The following is a 17,693-nucleotide window of genomic DNA, read 5'->3' on the forward strand; positions in this document are numbered from 1 at the left end:
GTGGGCCGACCCTTCAGATCGCGCTGGTGGAGACCAGCGGGGACTCGTCTCGTAGTTGCGGGATGACCTCGGACGCGAACCGCTCCATCGAGTCCCGGGCGATGCCCGGGTCGAGGGCGGGGATCCGGAACCACCCGATGTAGTGCGTGATGCCGAGCTGCTCCCCCAGGGTGCCGATGGTGTCGACGATCTGGTCGGTGGAGCCGAAGTTGCCGCCGTGCGTCAGCGTGCGCTCCAGGTCCAGCAGCTCGATGTTGCGCTGGACGGCCTCGTAGTACTTCCGCTCCGCCTCGACCGCCTCGGCCGAGCCGGGGATGATCTGCCCGACGGACTTGTAGTAGGCCAGGGCGGCCTCGCTGGCCGCGCGCAGCCGGTTCGGGTCGTCGCCGCACCAGATCTGCTGCATGTAGGGCAGGTCGAAGTCCGTGGCCGAGTGACCGGCCTCCACGAGCGCCGAGCGGTAGTTGTCGTAGTTCTTCTGCATCAGGCTCAGCGGGGTGAACTGGGGCGACACGATCACCGGCTCACCGCGCAGGCCGCGCATCCGGAACGAGTCGCGCGACGAGCAGGCGTGCACCAGCGGCGGTCCGCCGGGGGTGAACGGCCGCGGATAGACCGTGATGTTCTCGTACTGGTAGTGCTTGCCCTCGTAGGACCAGTTCTGCTCGTTCCAGGCGAGGTTCAGGATGTCGACCGTCTCCTGGTACAGCTCCTTGTTGTCCTGCGCCTCCTTGCGGAAGCCCTTGAACTCCTGGGGCTGGTAGCCGCGGCCGATGCCGATCCGGACCCGCCCGCCGGTGAGCTGGTCGAGCAGCGCCGCGTCCTCGGCGAGCCGGATCGGGTCGTGGAAGGGCAGCACGAGGACGGCGGTCCCGAGCGTGATGCGCTTCGTCCGCTCGGCGAGCAGCATGCCCAGCATGAGCGGGTTGCCGAGGATGCCGTAGCGGGAGAAATGGTGCTCGGCCAGCCAGGCCGAGTCGAAGCCCAGCTCGTCCGCGAAGGCGATGTCGTCGACGGTCTTGAGCAGGACCTCCCGCTCGTCCCCGTCCGCAGGGAAGAGGTGCATCACACCGAACTTCATCTGACTCATTCCTTCCGACCAGTTGGTATGTCATGGACCCGCCGAGAGCGATCGGCCCATGCCCTTGATGAGGACGGAACTCCGACCAACTTCATTCCGACTGGTATGTATGTTAGTTACGGCGCTAGGCCGTGTCAACGACGGGGCTGACCCGGCCCGGACCGCGGTCAGTCCGTGTGGACCAGGGCCCCGCTCAGCACGAGCATCGACATCTGGTCCGCGACGTCGCGGATCGACAGCTGGCCGCCGGGGCGGAACCAGGACAGCGCCCAGGCCGCCATGCCGAGGATCGAGAAGCTCACGATCCGGGGGTTCAGGTCCGGCGAGAAGACGCCCTCGTCGATGCCCTGCTGGATCACCGACTCGTAGAAGGCGTTGACCTTGTCGCGCTTGGCCTTGATGGGGGCGAAGTCGGGACCGGTCAGGAACCGGCGCTCCGCGTTGAAGATCGAGACCTGGGCGCGGTACTTCTCGATGCCGACCAGCGCCTCGTAGATCAGCTCCCGCAACCGCTCCTGGGGATCGGTCACCGACTCCATGACCTGCTCGCAGTTGCGCAGCCGGCTGTCGATGTAGTCCTCCTGGATCTGCAGGAGGACGTCCTGCTTGCCACCGAAGTGGTGGTAGAACGCACCCTTGGTGACCCCGGCGGCGGAGACGATCGACTCCACCGAGGTCGCGTGGTAGCCGCGCTCCTCGAAGAGCGCGGTCGCCGCTTCGAGCAGAACCCGACGTGTGTGCTCCGGCGCGTAGGCGCCCCCGCGCGACCCGGGTCCTTGGCTCTTGACGGCCATCGCTACTCCTGAACTCGACTTTCGTGCGAAGCGCACACTATCTCTCAGTCCCCGCTCTCATGCGTCAACCGAATCCTTACGCAGGCGCGTCTTGAGCACCTTCCCCGACGGGTTGCGGGGCAGCGAGTCGAGGAACGCGACGTGCTTGGGGGTCTTGAACGACGCCAGCCGGCTGCGGCAGTGGTCGATCAGCTCCTGCTCGGTCAGCGCGGCGCCCGGCTTCGGGACGACGTACGCCTTCGGCACCTCCTGCCACGTGGGGTCCGGTACGCCGATCACCGCGACCTCCTGGACGCCCCCCAGCTCGTAGATCACCCGCTCGATCTCGGAGCTGGCGACGTTCTCGCCGCCGCTGCGGATCATGTCCTTGAGCCGGTCGGTGATGGACAGGAAGCCGTCCTCGTCGACGACGCCGACGTCGCCGGTGTGGAACCAGCCGCCGCGCATCGCCTCCGCGGTCCGCTGGTCGTCGCCCCAGTAGCCGGGCGTGATCTTGGGTCCGCGCAGCAGCACCTCGCCGGCCTGTCCCCGGGGGACCTCCTCGTCCCGCCAGTCCACGACCTTGTACTCGACGTACGGCACGGCCGTTCCGACGGTGCCGTACTTCGACTCCGCCATCGCCTCGGAGATGCAGGCGATCATGCTGCAGGCCTCGGTCATGCCGTAGGACTGGATCAGCCGGGTGGTCGGGAAGCGGCGCCGGATGTCGGCGTACAGCTCCCCCGACGCCGCGCCGAACATCATCCAGCGCACCGACGACAGGTCGCTGCCCTGGTCGGCGTCGCGGATCGCGTGCAGGATCGACTGGACGAAGATGCCGCCGGTCACCCGGTTCTCGACCATCATCTCGATCGCGAGCCGGGCGTCGAACTTGCGCATCAGGACCAGCGTGCCGCCCACGAAGAGCGTGTTCAGCCCGGGCGCGTCCATGGCCGCCACGTGGTAGAGCGGCGAGGTGATCATGATGGTGTCGTCGGCGTGGAGGGCGAGCTCGCTGGCCGAGACCGCGACGTTGAGCAGGCTCATCCCGTGCGTCACCATCACGCCCTTGGGCCGGCTGGTCGTGCCGGAGGTGTACATGATCCGCTGCACGCTGTCGTGCCCGAGCGCGGTCAGGGGCACCGTGCGCCCGGCCTCCTCCTCGACGACGGAGGCGAAGGGACTCCAGCCCTCGGGGCCATCGCCGTCGAGGCAGATCCGGGTCCGGAACGCGCCGGTCGCGGTCGCCGCCTCGAGGTCCCCGACCAGGTCCCGGTCGACGAGGGCGGCGCACGCACCCGAGTCGGCGACCAGGTGCCGCAGCTCGTCGCGCTGCAGCCGGTAGTTGATCGGCACCGCGATCGCGCCGAGCCGGTAGACGGCCAGGAGCGCGGCGACGTACTCCTTGGAGTTGTAGCCGAGGAGCGCCACGCGGTCCCCCTGCCCGACGCCGTCGTCGGCCAGCCGCGCCGCCAGGGCGTGCACGGCCTCGTGCAGCCGACGGTAGGTCCAGGTCCCCTCGCGGGTGACGATCGCCGCCTTCTCGGGGCGCCGCGTGACCTGGACGTCGACCAGGCCGCCGAAGTTGATGCTGCTCACGGTGCGTGACTCACCTTTCCTGGGACTCGCTGCGCAACTGCTCCCGCACGGCGGGGATGACCTCGGTGCCCAGCAGCCGGATGGAGCGGAGCACCTCCTCCTGGGGCATGCCGGTCCACTGCAACCGGAGCACCACGTCGGTGTACCCGAGCCGCGCGTAGTCGACGAGCCGGGCCGTCACGGTCTCGGGGTCGCCGATCACCGCCTGCCCGGACAGGAGGTCGTCGATGGAGGCGCCGTGGTCCCAGCCGCGGTAGGACTCGTACTGCTCGGCCAGGTACGGCGCCGCGCTGTCGACGGCCTGCTGGGTGGTGGGGGCGACACAGCCCTCGCGCAGCAGCGGGTAGTCGCGGGTGAGGTCGCGCCCGTGCGCGACCAGCTGCTCGCGGAAGGCCTCGATCCGCTCCCCGACCTCGGCCAGGGTCCCGTTCGGGGCGACCGCCCACGACGCGTCGAGCCGGGCGACCCGCTTCATGCCGATCGGGCCGAAGGCCCCCAGCCAGACCGGGGGTCCGTCCTTCTGCGCCGGGCGGAGCAGCGTGCGGGCGCCGTCCAGCTCGCCGAAGCGGCCGGAGAGGGTGACCTCCTCGCCGCGCCAGAGAGCGCGCACGACGCCGACGTACTCCTCGAAGCGCTTGAACCGCTCGTCGTACGGGACGCCCATGGCGCGGTACTCGGTCGAGCGGTAGCCGGTCCCGAAGCCCGCGATCAGCCGGCCGCCGGTGAGCACGTCGAGGGTGGCCAGCTCCTCGGCCAGGGCGACCGGGTGGGCGAGCGGCAGCAGGAAGACGCCGAAGCCGAGCCGGATCCGCTCGGTCCGGGCGGCGAGGTTGGCGATCAGCGAGATCGGCTGGAGGAACTGGGAGCGGGTCAGGTAGTGATGGCCGATCAGGATCTCGTCGAGACCGACCTCCTCGGCCAGGTCGACCTGCTCGTAGACGTCGCACAGCCCCGCACTCGGGTCGGCGCCCGGCTCGAAGTGGGCCGAGAGCGACATGCCGATCCGCAGCGTGCGCGGCACCGGGCGCTCGGTCATCGGGTTGCTCCGTTCGGTCGGCAGAAGTGGTCCACGGCCGCGGCCACGCCGCGCGCCCGCCGCTGCGGCAGCGGCATCGCCCGCTGCTCGTGGAGCAGCGCCTTGGTCGTCCGCAGGACCGCGGGCTCGGCCTCGGCGAGGCCCTCGACGATGTCGGTGAGTACGGCGGGCAGCGTGCCGGACGGCGCGATGCGGTGGACCAGCCCGGCAGCGCCGGCCCGGTGTACGTCGTGGCGCGCGCCCGTCAGCGCCCAGGCCCGGACCTCGCGCGCGTCCATCGCCTCGAGGAGCTCGGGCATCACGGTCGCGGGCGCGAAGCCCCGACGGACCTCGGGGAGTCCGAACTGCGCGTCGGCGTCGGCGACCACCAGGTCGGCGTGGGCGAGGAGCGAGCATCCGAACCCGAGCGCGACCCCGCTGACGGCGGCGACGACGGGGACCGGGCAGGCCTCGACCGCACGCAGCAGCTCGCGCCCGGCCTCGAAGTAGCGGGTCACGTCGTCGGGGTCGGAGACGTCGAGCCCGGCGAGGTCGCGCAGGTCCCAGCCGCTGCAGAAGGGCGACTGCTCCCCCGCCAGCACGACGACCCGCACCTGGGGGTCCTCGGCCAGCGCGAGGCGGTCGACGATCCGCCGGGCCGACTCCGACCCGACCGCGTTCCGGCTGGCCTCGTCGGCCCAGCCGACCGACAGGACTCCCTCGAGCGCGGTGTGGACGCTCATCCGACCGCGACCTCGACGGACTCGTCCTGCCGCTCGACCTCGGCGAGCCTGGTGCAGCGCACGACGCGGTCGTCGTGCTCGACGTTCTCGATCCGCCCCGTGCGGCACTCGTCGACGGCGTACCGGCAGCGGGGGGCGAAGCGGCACCCGCTCCACTCGGTGCCCACGATCGGCGGGGCGCCGTCGATCCCGACCAGCTCACGACCGTCCCAGGTGGGGACCGCCCGCAGCAGGGCTCGGGTGTACGGGTGCTTCGGCGAGTTCACGATCTGGTCCGCCGTCCCGACCTCGACGACCTGGCCGGCGTACATGACGGCGATCCGGTCGCAGAGCTCGTGGGCGAGCATCAGGTCGTGGGTCACGAAGAGCATGGCGGAGTCGGAGTCGTTGCTGAGCCGGCGCAGCAGCTGGACGACCTCGGTCTGGGTGGTGACGTCGAGCGCCGACGTGCACTCGTCGGCGATGACCACCCGGGGCTCGGTGATCACGGCGAGCGCGATCGCCACGCGCTGACGCATGCCGCCGGAGAGCTGGTGCGGGTAGGAGCGCAGCACCCGCTCGGTGTCCTCGAACCCCATGGCGCGCAGCGTGCGGTCGAGACGCTCCCTGACCTCGGCCTTGGACAGCGAGGGGACGTGCCGCTTGAGCACCTCGCGCAGCTGCGCCTCGCACTTCATCAGCGGGTTCAGGGAGAGCGACGCGCTCTGGAAGATCATCCCGATCTCCGAGCCGCGTACGCCGTCGAACGCGGACACGCCCGGCGCGGAGACGACCGTGTCCCCGAGCCGGAGCTCTCCCGACGTGACCGCGAGGTTGCCCTCCAGGAGGCCGATCATGGCGCGCGCGGCCGTGGTCTTCCCGCTGCCGGACTCGCCGATCAGACCGAGGACCTCGCCGGCGCGCAGCTCCAGGTCGACGTCCTCGAGGAGGATCAGCGGCCCGACCGAGGTCGTCGCCTCGATGCTCAGGCCGGAGACCGAGAAATTCACCACCATGCTCAGAACCTCTTCTTCTTCGGGTCGAACCGCGAGCGCAGGGCATCCCCGAGCAGGTTGACCAGGAGCACCACGACCGTGATCGCGAGGCCGGGGAAGGCGGCGATCCACCAGGCGGAGGTCAGCTGGTCACGACCCTCGGACAGCATCGCGCCCCAGCTGATGTCGGGTGCCGCCACGCCCAGCCCGAGGAAGCTGAGCGCGGACTCGGCCAGGATGATCGTGCCGAGCTGCAGGGTGGCCAGGACGGTGACGGTGCCCGCGACGTTGGGGAGGATGTGGGCCAGCATGATCCGGCGCGTGGGTGCGCCGGCGAAGCGCAGGCCCAGGATGAACGGCTGCTCGCGCAGCGACATCGCCTCGGCCCGGATCACGCGGGCGTACTGCGCCCAGCCCACCATGGCGAGCACGAGCACCAGGACCGGCAACGACCGGCCGCGCGCGGCGATGATGGCGATGGCCAGGAGGATGAAGGGCAGCGCGAGCTGCGCCTCGACCAGCCGGGAGACGGCGACGTCGACCCAGCCCCGGCGGTAGCCGGCCACCAGGCCGAGCGCGATGCCGGGGATCGCGCCGGCGAGCACGCCGGCGATGGCCAGGACGAAGGTGAGGACGCCGCCGCTGAGCAGCCGGGCGAGCACGTCGCGGCCGAGCTGGTCGGTGCCCAGGGGGTGGGACCAGTCGCCGCCGCTGAGCCAGGCCGGCGGGATCTGGCTGGCGTTGAGGTCCTGCGCCCGAGGGTCGGGCAGGCCGAGCCACGGCGCAAGGAGACAGGCGGCGGCGATCAGCACCAGCGGCAGGCCGAGCGCGATGATCGCGCCGTTGCCGCGGGCCTTGACGGCCTTGGTCCGGGCCGCGGGGGTGGCGGCGGTCGAGGGGGTGACGAGCTCGGTCACGCGCTGGCTCCTTCGCGGATCCGCGGGTCGACCAGGCCGTAGAGCACGTCCACGGCGAGGTTGATCAGGACGAAGATGGTGGCGCCGACGACGACGATGCCCTGGACGAGGGTGAAGTCGCGTGCCTGGACGGCCTGCAGGGCGAGGGTGCCGAGGCCCGGCCAGCCGAAGACGTACTCGACGGTGACGGCTCCCGAGAGCAGCATCCCGGCCTGGAGGCCCACGACCGTGACGACCGGGAGCGAGGCGGAGCGGAAGGCGTGGACCAGGGTGATCCGCCAGCGGGCGATGCCGCGCGCCTCGGCGGCGGTGATGAACCCCGCGCCGAGCACCTCCCCCATGCTGGATCTGGTGAGCCGGGCGATCTGGGCCGTCGGCAGGGTGGAGAGCGTCAGCGCCGGCAGGATCACCGAGCTGGGCGAGTTGAACTGGCCGGCCGGGAGCCAGCCGAGCTCGACGGAGAAGATCAGGATCAGCATCAGCCCCAGCCAGAACAGCGGCATCGACTGGCCGAGCAGCGCGCCGCCCGAGGCGATCCGGTCGATCAGGCCGCCCTCGTGGCGGGCCGCGAGGATGCCGAGCGGGATCCCGACGACGACGGCGATGAGCATGGCGACGAGGGCCAGGGTGAACGACGCGGGCATCCGCGAGGTGATCAGGTCCAGGTTGCTCGCGTGGTAGCGCAGCGAGTCGCCGAGGTCGAAGGTGACAAGGTGGCCGAGGTAGTCGACGTACTGCACCAGCAGCGGGCGGTCGAGGCCGAGGTGGCGTTCGAGGTCGGCGATCTGCTGCGGGGTGGCGCCGTCGCCCAGGATCTGCTCGGCGGGGCTTCCGGTGCCGCGGGCGAGGAAGAACGCGATGGTGATGGCGAGCAGCAGCGTCACCAGGCCGCTGACGGTGCGGCCGAGGACAACTCTGAGCATCGGTCAGACCGCCTCTTCGATCGGGCTGAGCCGTGGCGCGGCGGCCGGGACGGGCTGCGGCTCCCGGGCCGGGGAGCGGCGCTCGGCCGGGGCGGCGGGGTCGTCGCCGGCACCGTCGTCGGCACCGGCGAGGCGGCGGCCCGCACCGGGGACGGCGGCGAGGAGCTTGCGGGTGTAGGGGTGCTGCGGCCGCTCGAGGACCTCGTCGGTCGGCCCCTCCTCGACGACCTTCCCGTCCTTCATCACGAAGACGCGGTCGCAGATCGCGCGGACGACGGCGAGGTCGTGGCTGATGAAGAGGATGGTCAGGGCCTCGTCGTCGCGGATCTGCTTCAGGAGCCGGACGATCTGGGCCTGGATGGACACGTCGAGCCCGGAGGTCGGCTCGTCGGCCAGCAGCAGGGAGGGGCGCAGCAGGATCGCCCGGGCGATCGAGACCCGCTGGGCCTGACCGCCGCTGATCTGGTGCGGCAGACGGGTGAGGATGCCCTCGCCGAGGCCGACCTTCTCGAGCAGGTCCCGGTCCGTGATCCAGTCGGTGCGCTTCGGGTGCAGCTTGCGGAGCTCGCGGAGGCCCTGCCCGATGCTCTGCCGCGGGTCGAACGAGCCGTGCGGGTCCTGGAAGACCATCTGGATCGCGGCGCGCTCGTCGCGCGACATCTTCGGGCCGGGCGTGACCCCGTCGACGTCGATCGTCCCGGAGGTGACCCGACCGAGACCGCCGACCGCCATGGCGAGCGAGGTCTTGCCGGAGCCCGACTCCCCCACGACCCCGACGATCTCGCTGCGCTCGGCGAACACCGAGACGCCGTCGACGGCGGTGTTGGCCGGACGGCGACGCCGCGCCGGATGGACGATGGTCAGGTCCTCGACCGTGAGAACTCGATGGTTCATCCGCCACTCCTTCGTTGATCAGCGATCAACATTCGTTCCGGTCGGTATGTAACCTACGACACAGGTTTCGCTGCTGTCAACGGTCTCGGCGCGAGCCGGGCGGAGGAGGGGACGGGAGCGTCTCGCCATCATGACCGCGCGACACCCCCGGCCGGCAGCCGGGTCCGGGCGGCACGTCCCTACGCACCCAGCCCGGGCGGCGGCGCCTGCATCTCCGGGCCGGCCAGGAACGCGTCGAAGTGCTCCTTGTTGCGCACCAGGAGCGGCCCGAGAGCGAGGTCGCGCTGGTCGGCGACGAGACGCTTCATGGCCCGCAGCGCCCCCGGCTCCAGGGTGGCGAAGTGCTCGGCCATCGCCTGCACGTCGACCTCGAGCCGGTCCGCCTCGCTGACCGCGGAGACCAGACCGGCCTGCAGCATCTCCGCGCCCGTCCGGACCTGCGGCAGGAGGAGGGCGGCCGCGGCCCGCCACGGACCCAGCGCTCCCGTCAGCCGCGCCGCCCCACCCCAGGCGGGGATCCGCCCGTGCTTGAGGTGGAGGTCGCCGAACCGCGCACCGGGTCCCGCGACGACGAGGTCGCAGGCGAGCACGAGCTCCAGCCCGCCGGCGTACGCGACGCCGTCGACCGCGGCGACGACCGGGACCGGCACCCGGCCGAAGGAGGCGAGCAGGGCGTCGACCCGGTCGAAGAAGGCCCGGCGCTCCTCCGGTCGGCCCACCATCGCCTGGGACGCCTTGACGTCGGCGCCGGCACAGAAGGCCGTGCCGGCGGCCCCGAGGACCAGGCAGGACACCCCCGGCTCTCGTGGCGCTTCCTCGACCCAGGCCGCGAGCTCGTCGGCGATCTCGGGACCGAGGGCGTTGCCCCGTTCGGGACGATCGAGGATCGCCCAGGACGCCGGGCCGCGCCGTACGACGCGGACGAAGCTCACCGCGGATCCCCCACCGACACCGCCAGCTTGCCGAACACGTCACCCTCGAGGAGGCGCCGGAACTGCCGGTCGACCCGGTCGAGCGGCTCCACCGAGTCGACGAGCGGCGTCACGTCGTGCTCCGCCACGAACCGGGCCAGGTCGCCAAGCTCCTCGAGCGTGCCCATGGTCGAGCCGAGCAGGTTGAGCTGGCGGGAGAAGAGATGCCCGAGGTTGGTGGCCCCGACGAAGCCGGAGGTGGCACCGCAGGTGACGAGGGTGCCGCCCGGACGCAGCGAGGCGACCGAGGAGCGCCAGGTCGCCTCGCCGACGCTGTCGACGACCACGTCGACGGGGGCCGTCGTACGCTCGCCGAGCCGGATGGCCTCCTGGGCGCCGAGCTCGCGAGCGCGCTCGAGCTTGGCGTTCGACCGCGAGGTGACGACGACCTCCAGCCCGAGGGCGGCACCCAGCATCACGGCCGCGGTCGACACTGCTCCCCCGGCGCCCTGCACCAGCAGCCGCTGACCGGGCCGGACCCGGGCACGGGTGACCAGCATCCGCCAGGCGGTGAGCCACGCGGTGGGCAGGCACGCCGCCTGTTCCCAGCTCAGCGCGGCCGGCTTGGGCACGAGGTTCCTGGCCGGGACCCGGATCTCCTCGGCCAGGGTGCCGTGGCCCGCGTCGGCGAGCACGGTGCGCCGCAGGTCCAGGGTCTCGTCGCCGCCCCCACGATCGGGGTCGGCGAGCACGGCATGGACGATCACCTCGTCGCCGTCGTCGGTGACGCCCGCGGCATCCGTCCCGAGGATCGTCCGCGACGAGGGCCGGGCCAGCGCCCCGCGCATGGTCCACACGTCGTGCTGGTTGACCGTCGCCGCCCGCACCCGCACGCGCACCCACCCCTTCGGCGCCCCGTCCGGGTCCACCTCCCCCACCTGCAGCACGGACAGGGGATCATCGCGGTCGGTTCGTTCGATGTACGCGGCGAGCACAGGCCCTCCTGAAATTTAAGACCGATCGGTATGAACCGGAGGCTACCAGCGGTCCCGGACCGCGGAGCGTGACGCAGGTGACCTTTGACTTCGAGTGCTCGAAGTTCCTAGCGTCGTAGAGGTGAGCGCACGGACCACCCAGCACGAGTACTCGATCAAGGAGGCGGCCGCGCTGACCGGTCTCCCGGCCAGCACGCTGCGCTACTACGAGCAGATCGGGGTCATCACCCCGATCAGTCGTGGCGCCAGCAGCGGACACCGGGTCTACGACGAGGCCGACCTCGACCAGCTGATGTGGATCGCCTGCCTCGCCGCGACCGGGATGTCCGTCGGCGACATGAAGCAGTACGTCGCCAACGGCCGGATCGGCCCGTCCGCGGCGGCCGAGCAGATCGAGCTGCTCGGCGAGCAGCAGCGCCGGCTGGCCCAGGAGGCCGAGCAGATCGCGCTGCGGCGACGCTACGTCGCGATCAAGATCGACTACTGGAACGCCGTCCAGGCGGGCGACGAGGCCCGCGCCGAGCTGCTGTCCGGCGAGGCGAGCGCGCTCGCCGACGACCTCCGGGACACCCGCAAGCCCTGACCTCCGATCCCCGCCACGGCGCGCCGACCCCCGGCCCGCCGCGCGCTCACGCCTGCCCCCACCACCCGAGAAGGAACACACCCATGCGTGTCAACGCCTACGCCGCCCCCTCCGCCGGGGCGCCCCTCGCGCCGACCACCGTCGAGCGCCGCGACGTCGGCAGCAACGACGTCCTCATCGAGATCCGGTACGCCGGCATCTGCCACTCCGACATCCACACCGTCAACGGCGACTGGGGTCCGCAACCGTTCCCCGTCGTACCCGGTCACGAGATCGTGGGCGTCGTCGCGGAGGTCGGCGCCGGCGTCACCCGCCACCGGGTCGGCGACCGTGTCGGCGTCGGCTGCATGGTCAACTCGTGCGGCGAGTGCGTGAACTGCCGGCGCGGCGACGAGCAGTACTGCCTCGACGGCATGGTCGGCACCTACGCCGCCACCGACCGCGACGGCACGACCACCCAGGGCGGCTACTCGACCCACGTGGTCGTCGACGCCGACTACGTGCTCACGGTCCCGGACGGCATCGACGCCGCCGCCGCGGCACCGCTGCTCTGCGCGGGCATCACGACGTACGCCCCGCTGCGGCACTGGAAGGCCGGCCCCGGCACGAAGGTGGCCGTCGTCGGCCTGGGTGGCCTCGGCCACATGGCCGTCAGGATCGCCCACGCCCTCGGCGCCGAGGTCACCGTCCTCTCGCAGTCGCTGAAGAAGCAGGAGGACGGCCTCCGCCTCGGCGCCGACGACTACTTCGCGACCTCCGACCCGGCGACCTTCGAGCAGCTCGCGGACCGCTTCGACCTGATCGTCAACACGGTCAGCGCGAGCATCGACGTCAACGCCTACCTGCGCCTGCTCGCCGTCGACGGCACGCTCGTGAACGTCGGCGCCCCGGCGGAGCCGCTGCCGGTGCACGCGATGTCGCTCATCGGCGGGCGCCGCTCCTTCGCCGGCTCGATGATCGGCGGCATCGCCCTGACCCAGGAGATGCTCGACTTCTGCGCCGAGCACGGCATCGGCGCCGAGGTGGAGGTCATCGCGGCCGAGCAGGTCAACGAGGCCTACGAGCGGGTGCTCGCCTCCGACGTGCGCTACCGGTTCGTGATCGAAACGAGCACCCTCGCCTGAGCCACGCGGGTCGCGCCGTCAGCTCCGCGCCGCCACCGGCTGGCGCAGGATCGTCCGGAGCCTCGACGGCGCGACCCGACGGGCGTCGCTCAGATAGATCTCGTGGTGCTTCCCCGTCATCCGCAGTCCGGACCCGGGGATGAAGCGCTCGTGCAGCTCCGCGAGGACGCCCGCCTCGTCGTCGTACGACCCGACGTGGAGGGTCTGCACGCAGCGGCCCTCGTCGAGCGTCTCGATCCGGACCCGGTCGAGACTCGCGGGGCCGCTCTTCGCGGCGACCCGGGCGACGGCGTCGGCGTACAGCTCGTCGGTGATCCAGTCGGGGACCATGATCATCGCCGTCCAGCACCACTGCGACTTGTCGCGAGCCGAGGTGAACACGTCCATGTCGGGCGCCCACCACAGCGCCTCCAGCGGCGGTACGACGTAGTCGCGCTCGAGCTCGCGCTTGCTCGCGAACTTCACGGCGTACGCCACCGGGTAGAGCGCCTCGATCGCGGCGGCGTACTCCGGGGCGGTGTTGGGATCACCCTCGCCGTCGACCATGAGGTACCGCCGCGGCGGGACGTCGAGGACGCGGAACTCGCCGCGGCGCGCGCGGTAGCAGTCCAGTGAGTTCTTGAAGTCCGTCTTCACGTCTCTCCTCGATCGGGTCGGCGCATCCGATCCCCCAGGACGGCCGCAACCAGCCCCGGCACCTCGCCGGGAGCAACCGGGAGCCCGGTCATCAGGCGACGGTAGAAGACCGCGCCGGATAGGGCGTCCGCCATCGTCTCCGGATCTCCGGATCTGAACTCGCCCCGCGCGATCCCGTCGGCGATGACGGACACTAGGGCCTGGCGGCGCCGGAGCGAGTAGCCCTGCAGGAACTCGCGGACGCCGGCGTCCTGCTCGGCCGCGTGCACGAGAGCGGGCAGGCACCGGGAGACCGCGGAGTCGGTCAGCGCCCGCGCGAGGTGCCGGAGCAGCTTCTCCACGTGGCCCCACTCGGGCTCTTGGGCGGGTGCGTCGTCCGGAGGTCCGGGCTGGACGTTGAGCGTCTCCAACGCATCGGCGATCAGCTGCAGACGGTCGTTCCAGTGCCGGTAGAGCGTGCTGCGCCCCACGCCGGCCCGCGCCGCGACCGACTCCATCGAGAACGCGGCGTACCCGGCCGCGGCGAGCTCGTCGAGCGCAGCCTCGAGCAGAGCACCTCGAGAGCGAAGCACTCGCGGATCCGTCATCGCCGACCTCCTCAACTGTGGGACACACGTGTACCATAAATGCTCTCGACACTCTCCGGGAGACACCCATGAACGAGGTCAGAGTCCGCTACATCGTCGACGACGTCGACACCGCCGCCGCGTTCTACCGCGACGTCCTGCAGTTCGAGCTCGTGATGAGACCCGCGCCCGGCTTCGCCATGCTGCGGCACGGATCGCTGCAGCTGCTCCTCAACGCCCCGGGCGCCGGCGGCGCCGGCCAGACGCTGAGCGACGGCGCTGCCCCGTGCCCCGGCGGCTGGAACCGCTTCCAGCTCGTGGTCGAGGACCTCGACGCCACGCTCCGCGAGGTGACCCGGTCCGGCGCGACGACCCGGGACGCGGTCATCGAGGGCCGCGGCGGCCGGCAGACGCTCCTGGTCGATCCGTCCGGCAACCTGATCGAGCTGTTCGAGCCCTACGGGTCCTGAGGGCAGGGCAGCAGGCGGTCACCCACCGAGGGATATCGACCTCAGACCGAGATCACGCCGACCGAAGCGGCTGGATCGCGTCGATGGCAGCCTGGTTCCGACGCTCCATCCGGAGGTCGTAGTGGGCCTGCAGGTTCATCCAGAACTCGGGCGTCGTGCCGAAGTACCTGGCGAGCCGGAGGGCGGTGTCGGCCGTGACCCGCCGCTTGCCGTGCACGATCTCGTTGATCCGACGCGGCGGCACGCCGATGGCGACCGCCAGCTTGTTCTGGGTGATCCCGAAACCCGCGATGAAGTCCTCCATCAGGACCTCCCCGGGATGGATGGGATCAAGCAGGTCAGTGGTAGTCGGCGAGCTCGACATCGTCCGCACCTCCGTCCTTCCAAACGAAGCAGATCCGCCACTGGTCGTTGACCCGAATGCTGTGCTGACCGCGCCGATCACCCTTCAGAGCCTCCAGCCGATTGCCTGGCGGGATCCTCAGGTCATCGAGGGTCTGGGCGGCGTGGAGCTGTGCCATCTTCCGGAGCGCCGTGCGCAGGATCCGAGGGTCGAACGACCGCACGCGCTCCTCGTTCCAGAGACGCTCGGTGTCACGGTCCCCGAACGACCTGATCACGGAGGCATCGTATAACGCAACGCGCTATTAACGCTACACGTTAAACCTGAACTCCACCACGTCGCCGTCCGCCATCACGTAGTCCTTGCCCTCCATGCGGACCTTGCCGAGGTCCTTCGCCTTCGCCATGGAGCCGGCGGCCATCAGGTCGTCGAAGGAGACGATCTCGGCCTTGATGAAGCCCTTCTGGAAGTCGGTGTGGATGACACCGGCGGCCTCCGGGGCGGTCGCGCCCTTCCGGATCGTCCAGGCCCGGGTCTCCTTGGGGCCGGCGGTCAGGTACGTCTGCAGGCCGAGGGTCGCGAAGCCGACCCGGGCGAGCACCTCGAGACCGGGCTCGGTGACGCCGGCCTCGGCGAGGAACTCCGCGGCCTCCTCCTCGTCGAGCTCGATCAGCTCGGACTCGAACTTGGCGTCGAGGAAGATCGCCTCGGCGGGCGCGACCAGCTCGCGCATCTTCGCCTTCAGGTCCTCGTCCTGCAGCTCGTCGGAGTCGCAGTTGAAGACGTAGATGAACGGCTTGGCGGTGAGCAGGGACAGCTCGCGCAGCAGGTCGCGGTCGATCGAGGTGGCGATGATCGGCGTACCGGCCTCGAGGGCCTCCTTCGCCTCCTTCGCGGCCTCCAGGTTCGCGACCAGGTCCTTGACCTTGCGCGACTCCTTCTCCAGTCGGGTGATCGACTTCTCCACCGTCTCCAGGTCGGCCAGGATCAGCTCGGTCTGGATCGTGGAGATGTCGTTGCCGGGGTTGACCTCGCCGTCGACGTGGGTGACGTCGTCGTCGCGGAAGACGCGCGTCACCTGGCAGATCGCCGAGGACTCGCGGATGTGGGCGAGGAACTTGTTGCCCAGCCCCTCCCCCTGCGACGCGCCGCGGACGATGCCCGCGATGTCGACGAACTCCACCGTCGCGGGCAGGATCCGCGCGCTGCCGAACACCTCGGCGAGCCGCGGCAGCCGCTCGTCGGGCACCCCCACGACCCCGACGTTCGGCTCGATCGTGGCGAACGGGTAGTTCGCCGCGAGCACGTCGTTCTTGGTCAGGGCGTTGAAGAGGGTGGACTTGCCGGCGTTGGGCAGTCCGACGATGCCGATGGTGAGAGCCACGGGCGGCGAGTCTACGGAGCCGCCCGCCCCGCCGACCAATCCCGCCGTCGCCCTAGACCGAGGCCACCACCTCGCGCCGCGCCGACGGACGTGCCCGGAAGGTCAGCCACAGACTGACGACGACGTAGTAGGCGACGTACGCCAGCGAGAGCACCGTGAGCCAGTCGGGCGCGTCGGGCAGCAGCGCGGTGATGACGCCGAAGGCGACCAGCCACAGGGTCGCCGCGGTCATGTTGAGGTACCAGAGGTCGGCGGTCCGGGACGGGTAGACGTACTTCACCGGCACGAACACCAGCACCGCGAAGACCATCAGGAGTACGACGGTCGGCGCCGTACCGATCCCGAACACGATGACGTAGAACGCCACGACGTTCCAGTACGACGGGAAGCCCAGGAAGAAGTGGTCCTCGGTCTTCGCGTCGCTGCGGCAGAACTGGTAGCAGGACGCCACCAGCGGGATGCACGCGACGACGCCGCCGGCCGGTCCGTCGGGCAGGTAGCCGTTCGCCCAGAGCAGCACCATCGGCGCGAACGCGTAGGTGAGGTAGTCGACGATGTTGTCCAGCAGGGCGCCGTCGAACTCGGGGACGACGTCCTTCACGCGGAAGTGCCGGGCGAGGAAGCCGTCGGTCCCGTCGACGAGCATCGCGACCAGGAACAGCCAGAGGACGGTCTCGATCTCGCCCCGGTAGGAGAAGTGCACCATCAGCAGCGCGAGGACCGACCCCACGGCGGTGTAGGCGTGGACCGACCACGCGGCGGCGGCGACCCTCCCGGTGGGCTTCCGGGTGAGCGGTGCCTCCATGCTCCGGACCTCCTGGGTCGTGGCTCGAGTGGTCCGAGGACTGGCAGGACAGGCTAGCGGCATAGGCTTCCGCGGTGCGCCTCGCGACCTGGAACGTCAACTCCCTCCGCTCCCGCATCGACCGCGTCGAGGCGTTCCTCGAGCGCCATCAGGTCGACGTGCTCGCCCTCCAGGAGACCAAGGCCCGCGAGGACCAGCTCCCGCTGATGGGCCTGCAGTCGATGGGGTACGACGTCGCCGCGGCCGGCGTGAGCCAGTGGAACGGCGTCGCGATCGTCAGCCGGGTCGGGCTCGACGACGTCCACGTCGGCTTCCCCGAGATGCCCGGGTACGGCGACCCGGTCGCTCCCGAGGCGCGCGCCATCGGCGCGACCTGCGGCGGCGTACGGATCTGGAGCCTGTACGTCCCCAACGGCCGCAAGCCCGACGACCCGCACTACGTCTACAAGCTCGACTGGCTGGGCCGGCTCCGCGACGCCGCCCAGGAGTGGCTCGGCGGCGACACCGCCCTCGTGGGCGACTGGAACGTCGCCCCGCTCGACGAGGACGTCTTCGACATGAAGCAGTTCGCGAAGTCGACCCACGTGACGCCGCCCGAGCGCGCGGCCTTCCAGCGCTTCCTCGACGACGGGTACGTCGACGTCGTCCGCCCGCACGCGCCCGGCCCGGACGTCTACACCTACTGGGACTACTACCGGCAGCGGTTCGAGCGGAACCGCGGCCTGCGGATCGACTTCGTCCTCGGCTCCCCCTCACTCGCCGGACGGGTCACCGGCGCCTTCATCGACACCGACGAGCGCGACCCCGCCCAGGGCTCCGGCTCCCCCTCCGACCACGCCCCCGTGATCGTCGACCTGGCCGACTGACTCCGGTCTCTCCACCCCGTCCCCATGCCGCAATTGCAGCCATAGGACAGACCGGAGGCTCGCCACCCTGTCCAACGGCTGCAATTGCGCC

21 protein-coding genes are annotated in these 17,693 nt (G+C 70.9%); 4 read left to right on the top strand and 17 right to left on the bottom strand.

Features of this window, described 5'->3' with window-relative positions:
• Positions 1-13: 13 nt before the first annotated feature.
• The 11 genes from VMF51_RS11860 to VMF51_RS11910 all read right to left on the bottom strand — a co-directional run bounded on the left by VMF51_RS11860 (position 14) and on the right by VMF51_RS11910 (position 10,777).
• Complete coding sequence (locus VMF51_RS11860; RefSeq protein ID WP_325474639.1) at positions 14-1,081, bottom strand: LLM class flavin-dependent oxidoreductase; 1,068 nt, start codon at positions 1,079-1,081, stop codon at positions 14-16.
• Between the two features lie 167 nt (positions 1,082-1,248).
• Positions 1,249-1,875 (bottom strand): TetR/AcrR family transcriptional regulator, encoded by a 627-nt coding sequence (locus VMF51_RS11865; RefSeq protein ID WP_325474640.1) that lies wholly within the window; start codon positions 1,873-1,875, stop codon positions 1,249-1,251.
• 57 nt (positions 1,876-1,932) lie between these two features.
• Positions 1,933-3,453 carry a long-chain-fatty-acid--CoA ligase gene (locus VMF51_RS11870; RefSeq protein WP_325474641.1) on the bottom strand — a complete coding sequence of 507 codons (1,521 nt, stop codon included), beginning with the start codon at positions 3,451-3,453 and terminating at the stop codon, positions 1,933-1,935.
• 10 nt (positions 3,454-3,463) lie between these two features.
• The gene (locus tag VMF51_RS11875; RefSeq protein ID WP_325474642.1) at positions 3,464-4,489 is read right to left on the bottom strand and encodes an LLM class flavin-dependent oxidoreductase; all 1,026 of its coding nucleotides are present in this window, start codon (positions 4,487-4,489) and stop codon (positions 3,464-3,466) included.
• On the bottom strand, positions 4,486-5,211 hold the full coding sequence (locus VMF51_RS11880; protein ID WP_325474643.1) for an enoyl-CoA hydratase/isomerase family protein: 726 nt from the start codon (positions 5,209-5,211) through the stop codon (positions 4,486-4,488). Before VMF51_RS11880 ends, VMF51_RS11875 begins: the two co-directional genes overlap by 4 nt.
• On the bottom strand, positions 5,208-6,206 hold the full coding sequence (locus VMF51_RS11885) for an ABC transporter ATP-binding protein (RefSeq protein WP_325474644.1): 999 nt from the start codon (positions 6,204-6,206) through the stop codon (positions 5,208-5,210). Before VMF51_RS11885 ends, VMF51_RS11880 begins: the two co-directional genes overlap by 4 nt.
• A gap of 2 nt (positions 6,207-6,208) precedes the next feature.
• A complete protein-coding gene (locus VMF51_RS11890; RefSeq protein WP_325474645.1) occupies positions 6,209-7,102 on the bottom strand; it encodes an ABC transporter permease in 894 nt (297 codons plus the stop codon).
• Complete coding sequence (locus VMF51_RS11895; protein ID WP_325474646.1) at positions 7,099-8,025, bottom strand: ABC transporter permease; 927 nt, start codon at positions 8,023-8,025, stop codon at positions 7,099-7,101. Before VMF51_RS11895 ends, VMF51_RS11890 begins: the two co-directional genes overlap by 4 nt.
• A 3-nt stretch (positions 8,026-8,028) precedes the next feature.
• Positions 8,029-8,919, bottom strand: coding sequence for an ABC transporter ATP-binding protein (locus VMF51_RS11900; protein ID WP_325474647.1), 891 nt, complete (start codon positions 8,917-8,919; stop codon positions 8,029-8,031).
• A 179-nt stretch (positions 8,920-9,098) separates the two neighbouring features.
• Positions 9,099-9,851 (bottom strand): enoyl-CoA hydratase/isomerase family protein, encoded by a 753-nt coding sequence (locus VMF51_RS11905; RefSeq protein ID WP_325474648.1) that lies wholly within the window; start codon positions 9,849-9,851, stop codon positions 9,099-9,101.
• Positions 9,848-10,777: a zinc-binding dehydrogenase gene (locus tag VMF51_RS11910; protein ID WP_325474649.1), complete on the bottom strand. Its 930-nt coding sequence runs from the start codon at positions 10,775-10,777 to the stop codon at positions 9,848-9,850. Before VMF51_RS11910 ends, VMF51_RS11905 begins: the two co-directional genes overlap by 4 nt.
• Before the next feature lie 169 nt (positions 10,778-10,946).
• Here VMF51_RS11910 and VMF51_RS11915 point away from each other — a divergent pair, with 169 nt between their 5' ends.
• Together VMF51_RS11915 and VMF51_RS11920 are read left to right on the top strand one after the other, a co-directional pair.
• On the top strand, positions 10,947-11,408 hold the full coding sequence (locus VMF51_RS11915; protein WP_325474650.1) for a MerR family transcriptional regulator: 462 nt from the start codon (positions 10,947-10,949) through the stop codon (positions 11,406-11,408).
• Positions 11,409-11,491: 83 nt separating this feature from the next.
• Positions 11,492-12,532 carry an NAD(P)-dependent alcohol dehydrogenase gene (locus VMF51_RS11920; protein WP_325474651.1) on the top strand — a complete coding sequence of 347 codons (1,041 nt, stop codon included), beginning with the start codon at positions 11,492-11,494 and terminating at the stop codon, positions 12,530-12,532.
• 18 nt (positions 12,533-12,550) lie between these two features.
• Here the strand turns inward: VMF51_RS11920 and VMF51_RS11925 are convergent, their stop codons facing one another.
• Together VMF51_RS11925 and VMF51_RS11930 are read right to left on the bottom strand one after the other, a co-directional pair.
• Positions 12,551-13,168: a GyrI-like domain-containing protein gene (locus tag VMF51_RS11925; protein WP_325474652.1), complete on the bottom strand. Its 618-nt coding sequence runs from the start codon at positions 13,166-13,168 to the stop codon at positions 12,551-12,553.
• Positions 13,165-13,755 carry a TetR/AcrR family transcriptional regulator gene (locus VMF51_RS11930; protein ID WP_325474653.1) on the bottom strand — a complete coding sequence of 197 codons (591 nt, stop codon included), beginning with the start codon at positions 13,753-13,755 and terminating at the stop codon, positions 13,165-13,167. The genes VMF51_RS11925 and VMF51_RS11930 overlap by 4 nt, the downstream gene beginning before the upstream one ends.
• Positions 13,756-13,823: 68 nt before the next feature.
• Between VMF51_RS11930 and VMF51_RS11935 the strand changes: the two genes are divergently transcribed.
• On the top strand, positions 13,824-14,204 hold the full coding sequence (locus VMF51_RS11935; protein WP_325474654.1) for a VOC family protein: 381 nt from the start codon (positions 13,824-13,826) through the stop codon (positions 14,202-14,204).
• Between the two features lie 52 nt (positions 14,205-14,256).
• Here the strand turns inward: VMF51_RS11935 and VMF51_RS11940 are convergent, their stop codons facing one another.
• From VMF51_RS11940 to VMF51_RS11955, 4 genes are read right to left on the bottom strand one after another with little or no spacing between them, the layout of a single operon-like run.
• Entirely contained in the window at positions 14,257-14,568 is a 312-nt protein-coding gene (locus VMF51_RS11940; RefSeq protein WP_325474655.1) for a HigA family addiction module antitoxin, read from the bottom strand.
• A complete protein-coding gene (locus tag VMF51_RS11945) occupies positions 14,543-14,824 on the bottom strand; it encodes a type II toxin-antitoxin system RelE/ParE family toxin (protein ID WP_325474656.1) in 282 nt (93 codons plus the stop codon). Before VMF51_RS11945 ends, VMF51_RS11940 begins: the two co-directional genes overlap by 26 nt.
• Positions 14,825-14,857: 33 nt before the next feature.
• Positions 14,858-15,931 (bottom strand): redox-regulated ATPase YchF, encoded by a 1,074-nt coding sequence (gene ychF / locus VMF51_RS11950; protein WP_325474657.1) that lies wholly within the window; start codon positions 15,929-15,931, stop codon positions 14,858-14,860.
• Positions 15,932-15,983: 52 nt separating this feature from the next.
• A complete protein-coding gene (locus VMF51_RS11955; protein ID WP_325474658.1) occupies positions 15,984-16,736 on the bottom strand; it encodes a CDP-alcohol phosphatidyltransferase family protein in 753 nt (250 codons plus the stop codon).
• A gap of 74 nt (positions 16,737-16,810) precedes the next feature.
• Between VMF51_RS11955 and VMF51_RS11960 the strand changes: the two genes are divergently transcribed.
• Complete coding sequence (locus tag VMF51_RS11960; protein WP_325474659.1) at positions 16,811-17,602, top strand: exodeoxyribonuclease III; 792 nt, start codon at positions 16,811-16,813, stop codon at positions 17,600-17,602.
• Positions 17,603-17,693 lie beyond the last annotated feature (91 nt).

This window comes from Nocardioides sp. (genome assembly GCF_035503875.1).
Lineage (GTDB): Bacteria > Actinomycetota > Actinomycetes > Propionibacteriales > Nocardioidaceae > Nocardioides.

Bases quoted from the DNA above. Each gene is read 5' to 3' on its own strand.
- VMF51_RS11935 (WP_325474654.1), top strand. From the start codon at position 13,824: ATGAACGAGGTCAGAGTCCGCTACATCGTCGACGACGTCGACACCGCC.
- VMF51_RS11900 (WP_325474647.1), bottom strand. From the start codon at position 8,919: ATGAACCATCGAGTTCTCACGGTCGAGGACCTGACCATCGTCCATCCG.
- VMF51_RS11940 (WP_325474655.1), bottom strand. From the start codon at position 14,568: ATGTCGAGCTCGCCGACTACCACTGACCTGCTTGATCCCATCCATCCC.
- VMF51_RS11920 (WP_325474651.1), top strand. From the start codon at position 11,492: ATGCGTGTCAACGCCTACGCCGCCCCCTCCGCCGGGGCGCCCCTCGCG.
- VMF51_RS11885 (WP_325474644.1), bottom strand. From the start codon at position 6,206: ATGGTGGTGAATTTCTCGGTCTCCGGCCTGAGCATCGAGGCGACGACC.
- VMF51_RS11875 (WP_325474642.1), bottom strand. From the start codon at position 4,489: ATGACCGAGCGCCCGGTGCCGCGCACGCTGCGGATCGGCATGTCGCTC.
- VMF51_RS11930 (WP_325474653.1), bottom strand. From the start codon at position 13,755: ATGACGGATCCGCGAGTGCTTCGCTCTCGAGGTGCTCTGCTCGAGGCT.
- VMF51_RS11860 (WP_325474639.1), bottom strand. From the start codon at position 1,081: ATGAAGTTCGGTGTGATGCACCTCTTCCCTGCGGACGGGGACGAGCGG.
- VMF51_RS11955 (WP_325474658.1), bottom strand. From the start codon at position 16,736: ATGGAGGCACCGCTCACCCGGAAGCCCACCGGGAGGGTCGCCGCCGCC.
- VMF51_RS11880 (WP_325474643.1), bottom strand. From the start codon at position 5,211: ATGAGCGTCCACACCGCGCTCGAGGGAGTCCTGTCGGTCGGCTGGGCC.
- VMF51_RS11865 (WP_325474640.1), bottom strand. From the start codon at position 1,875: ATGGCCGTCAAGAGCCAAGGACCCGGGTCGCGCGGGGGCGCCTACGCG.
- VMF51_RS11895 (WP_325474646.1), bottom strand. From the start codon at position 8,025: ATGCTCAGAGTTGTCCTCGGCCGCACCGTCAGCGGCCTGGTGACGCTG.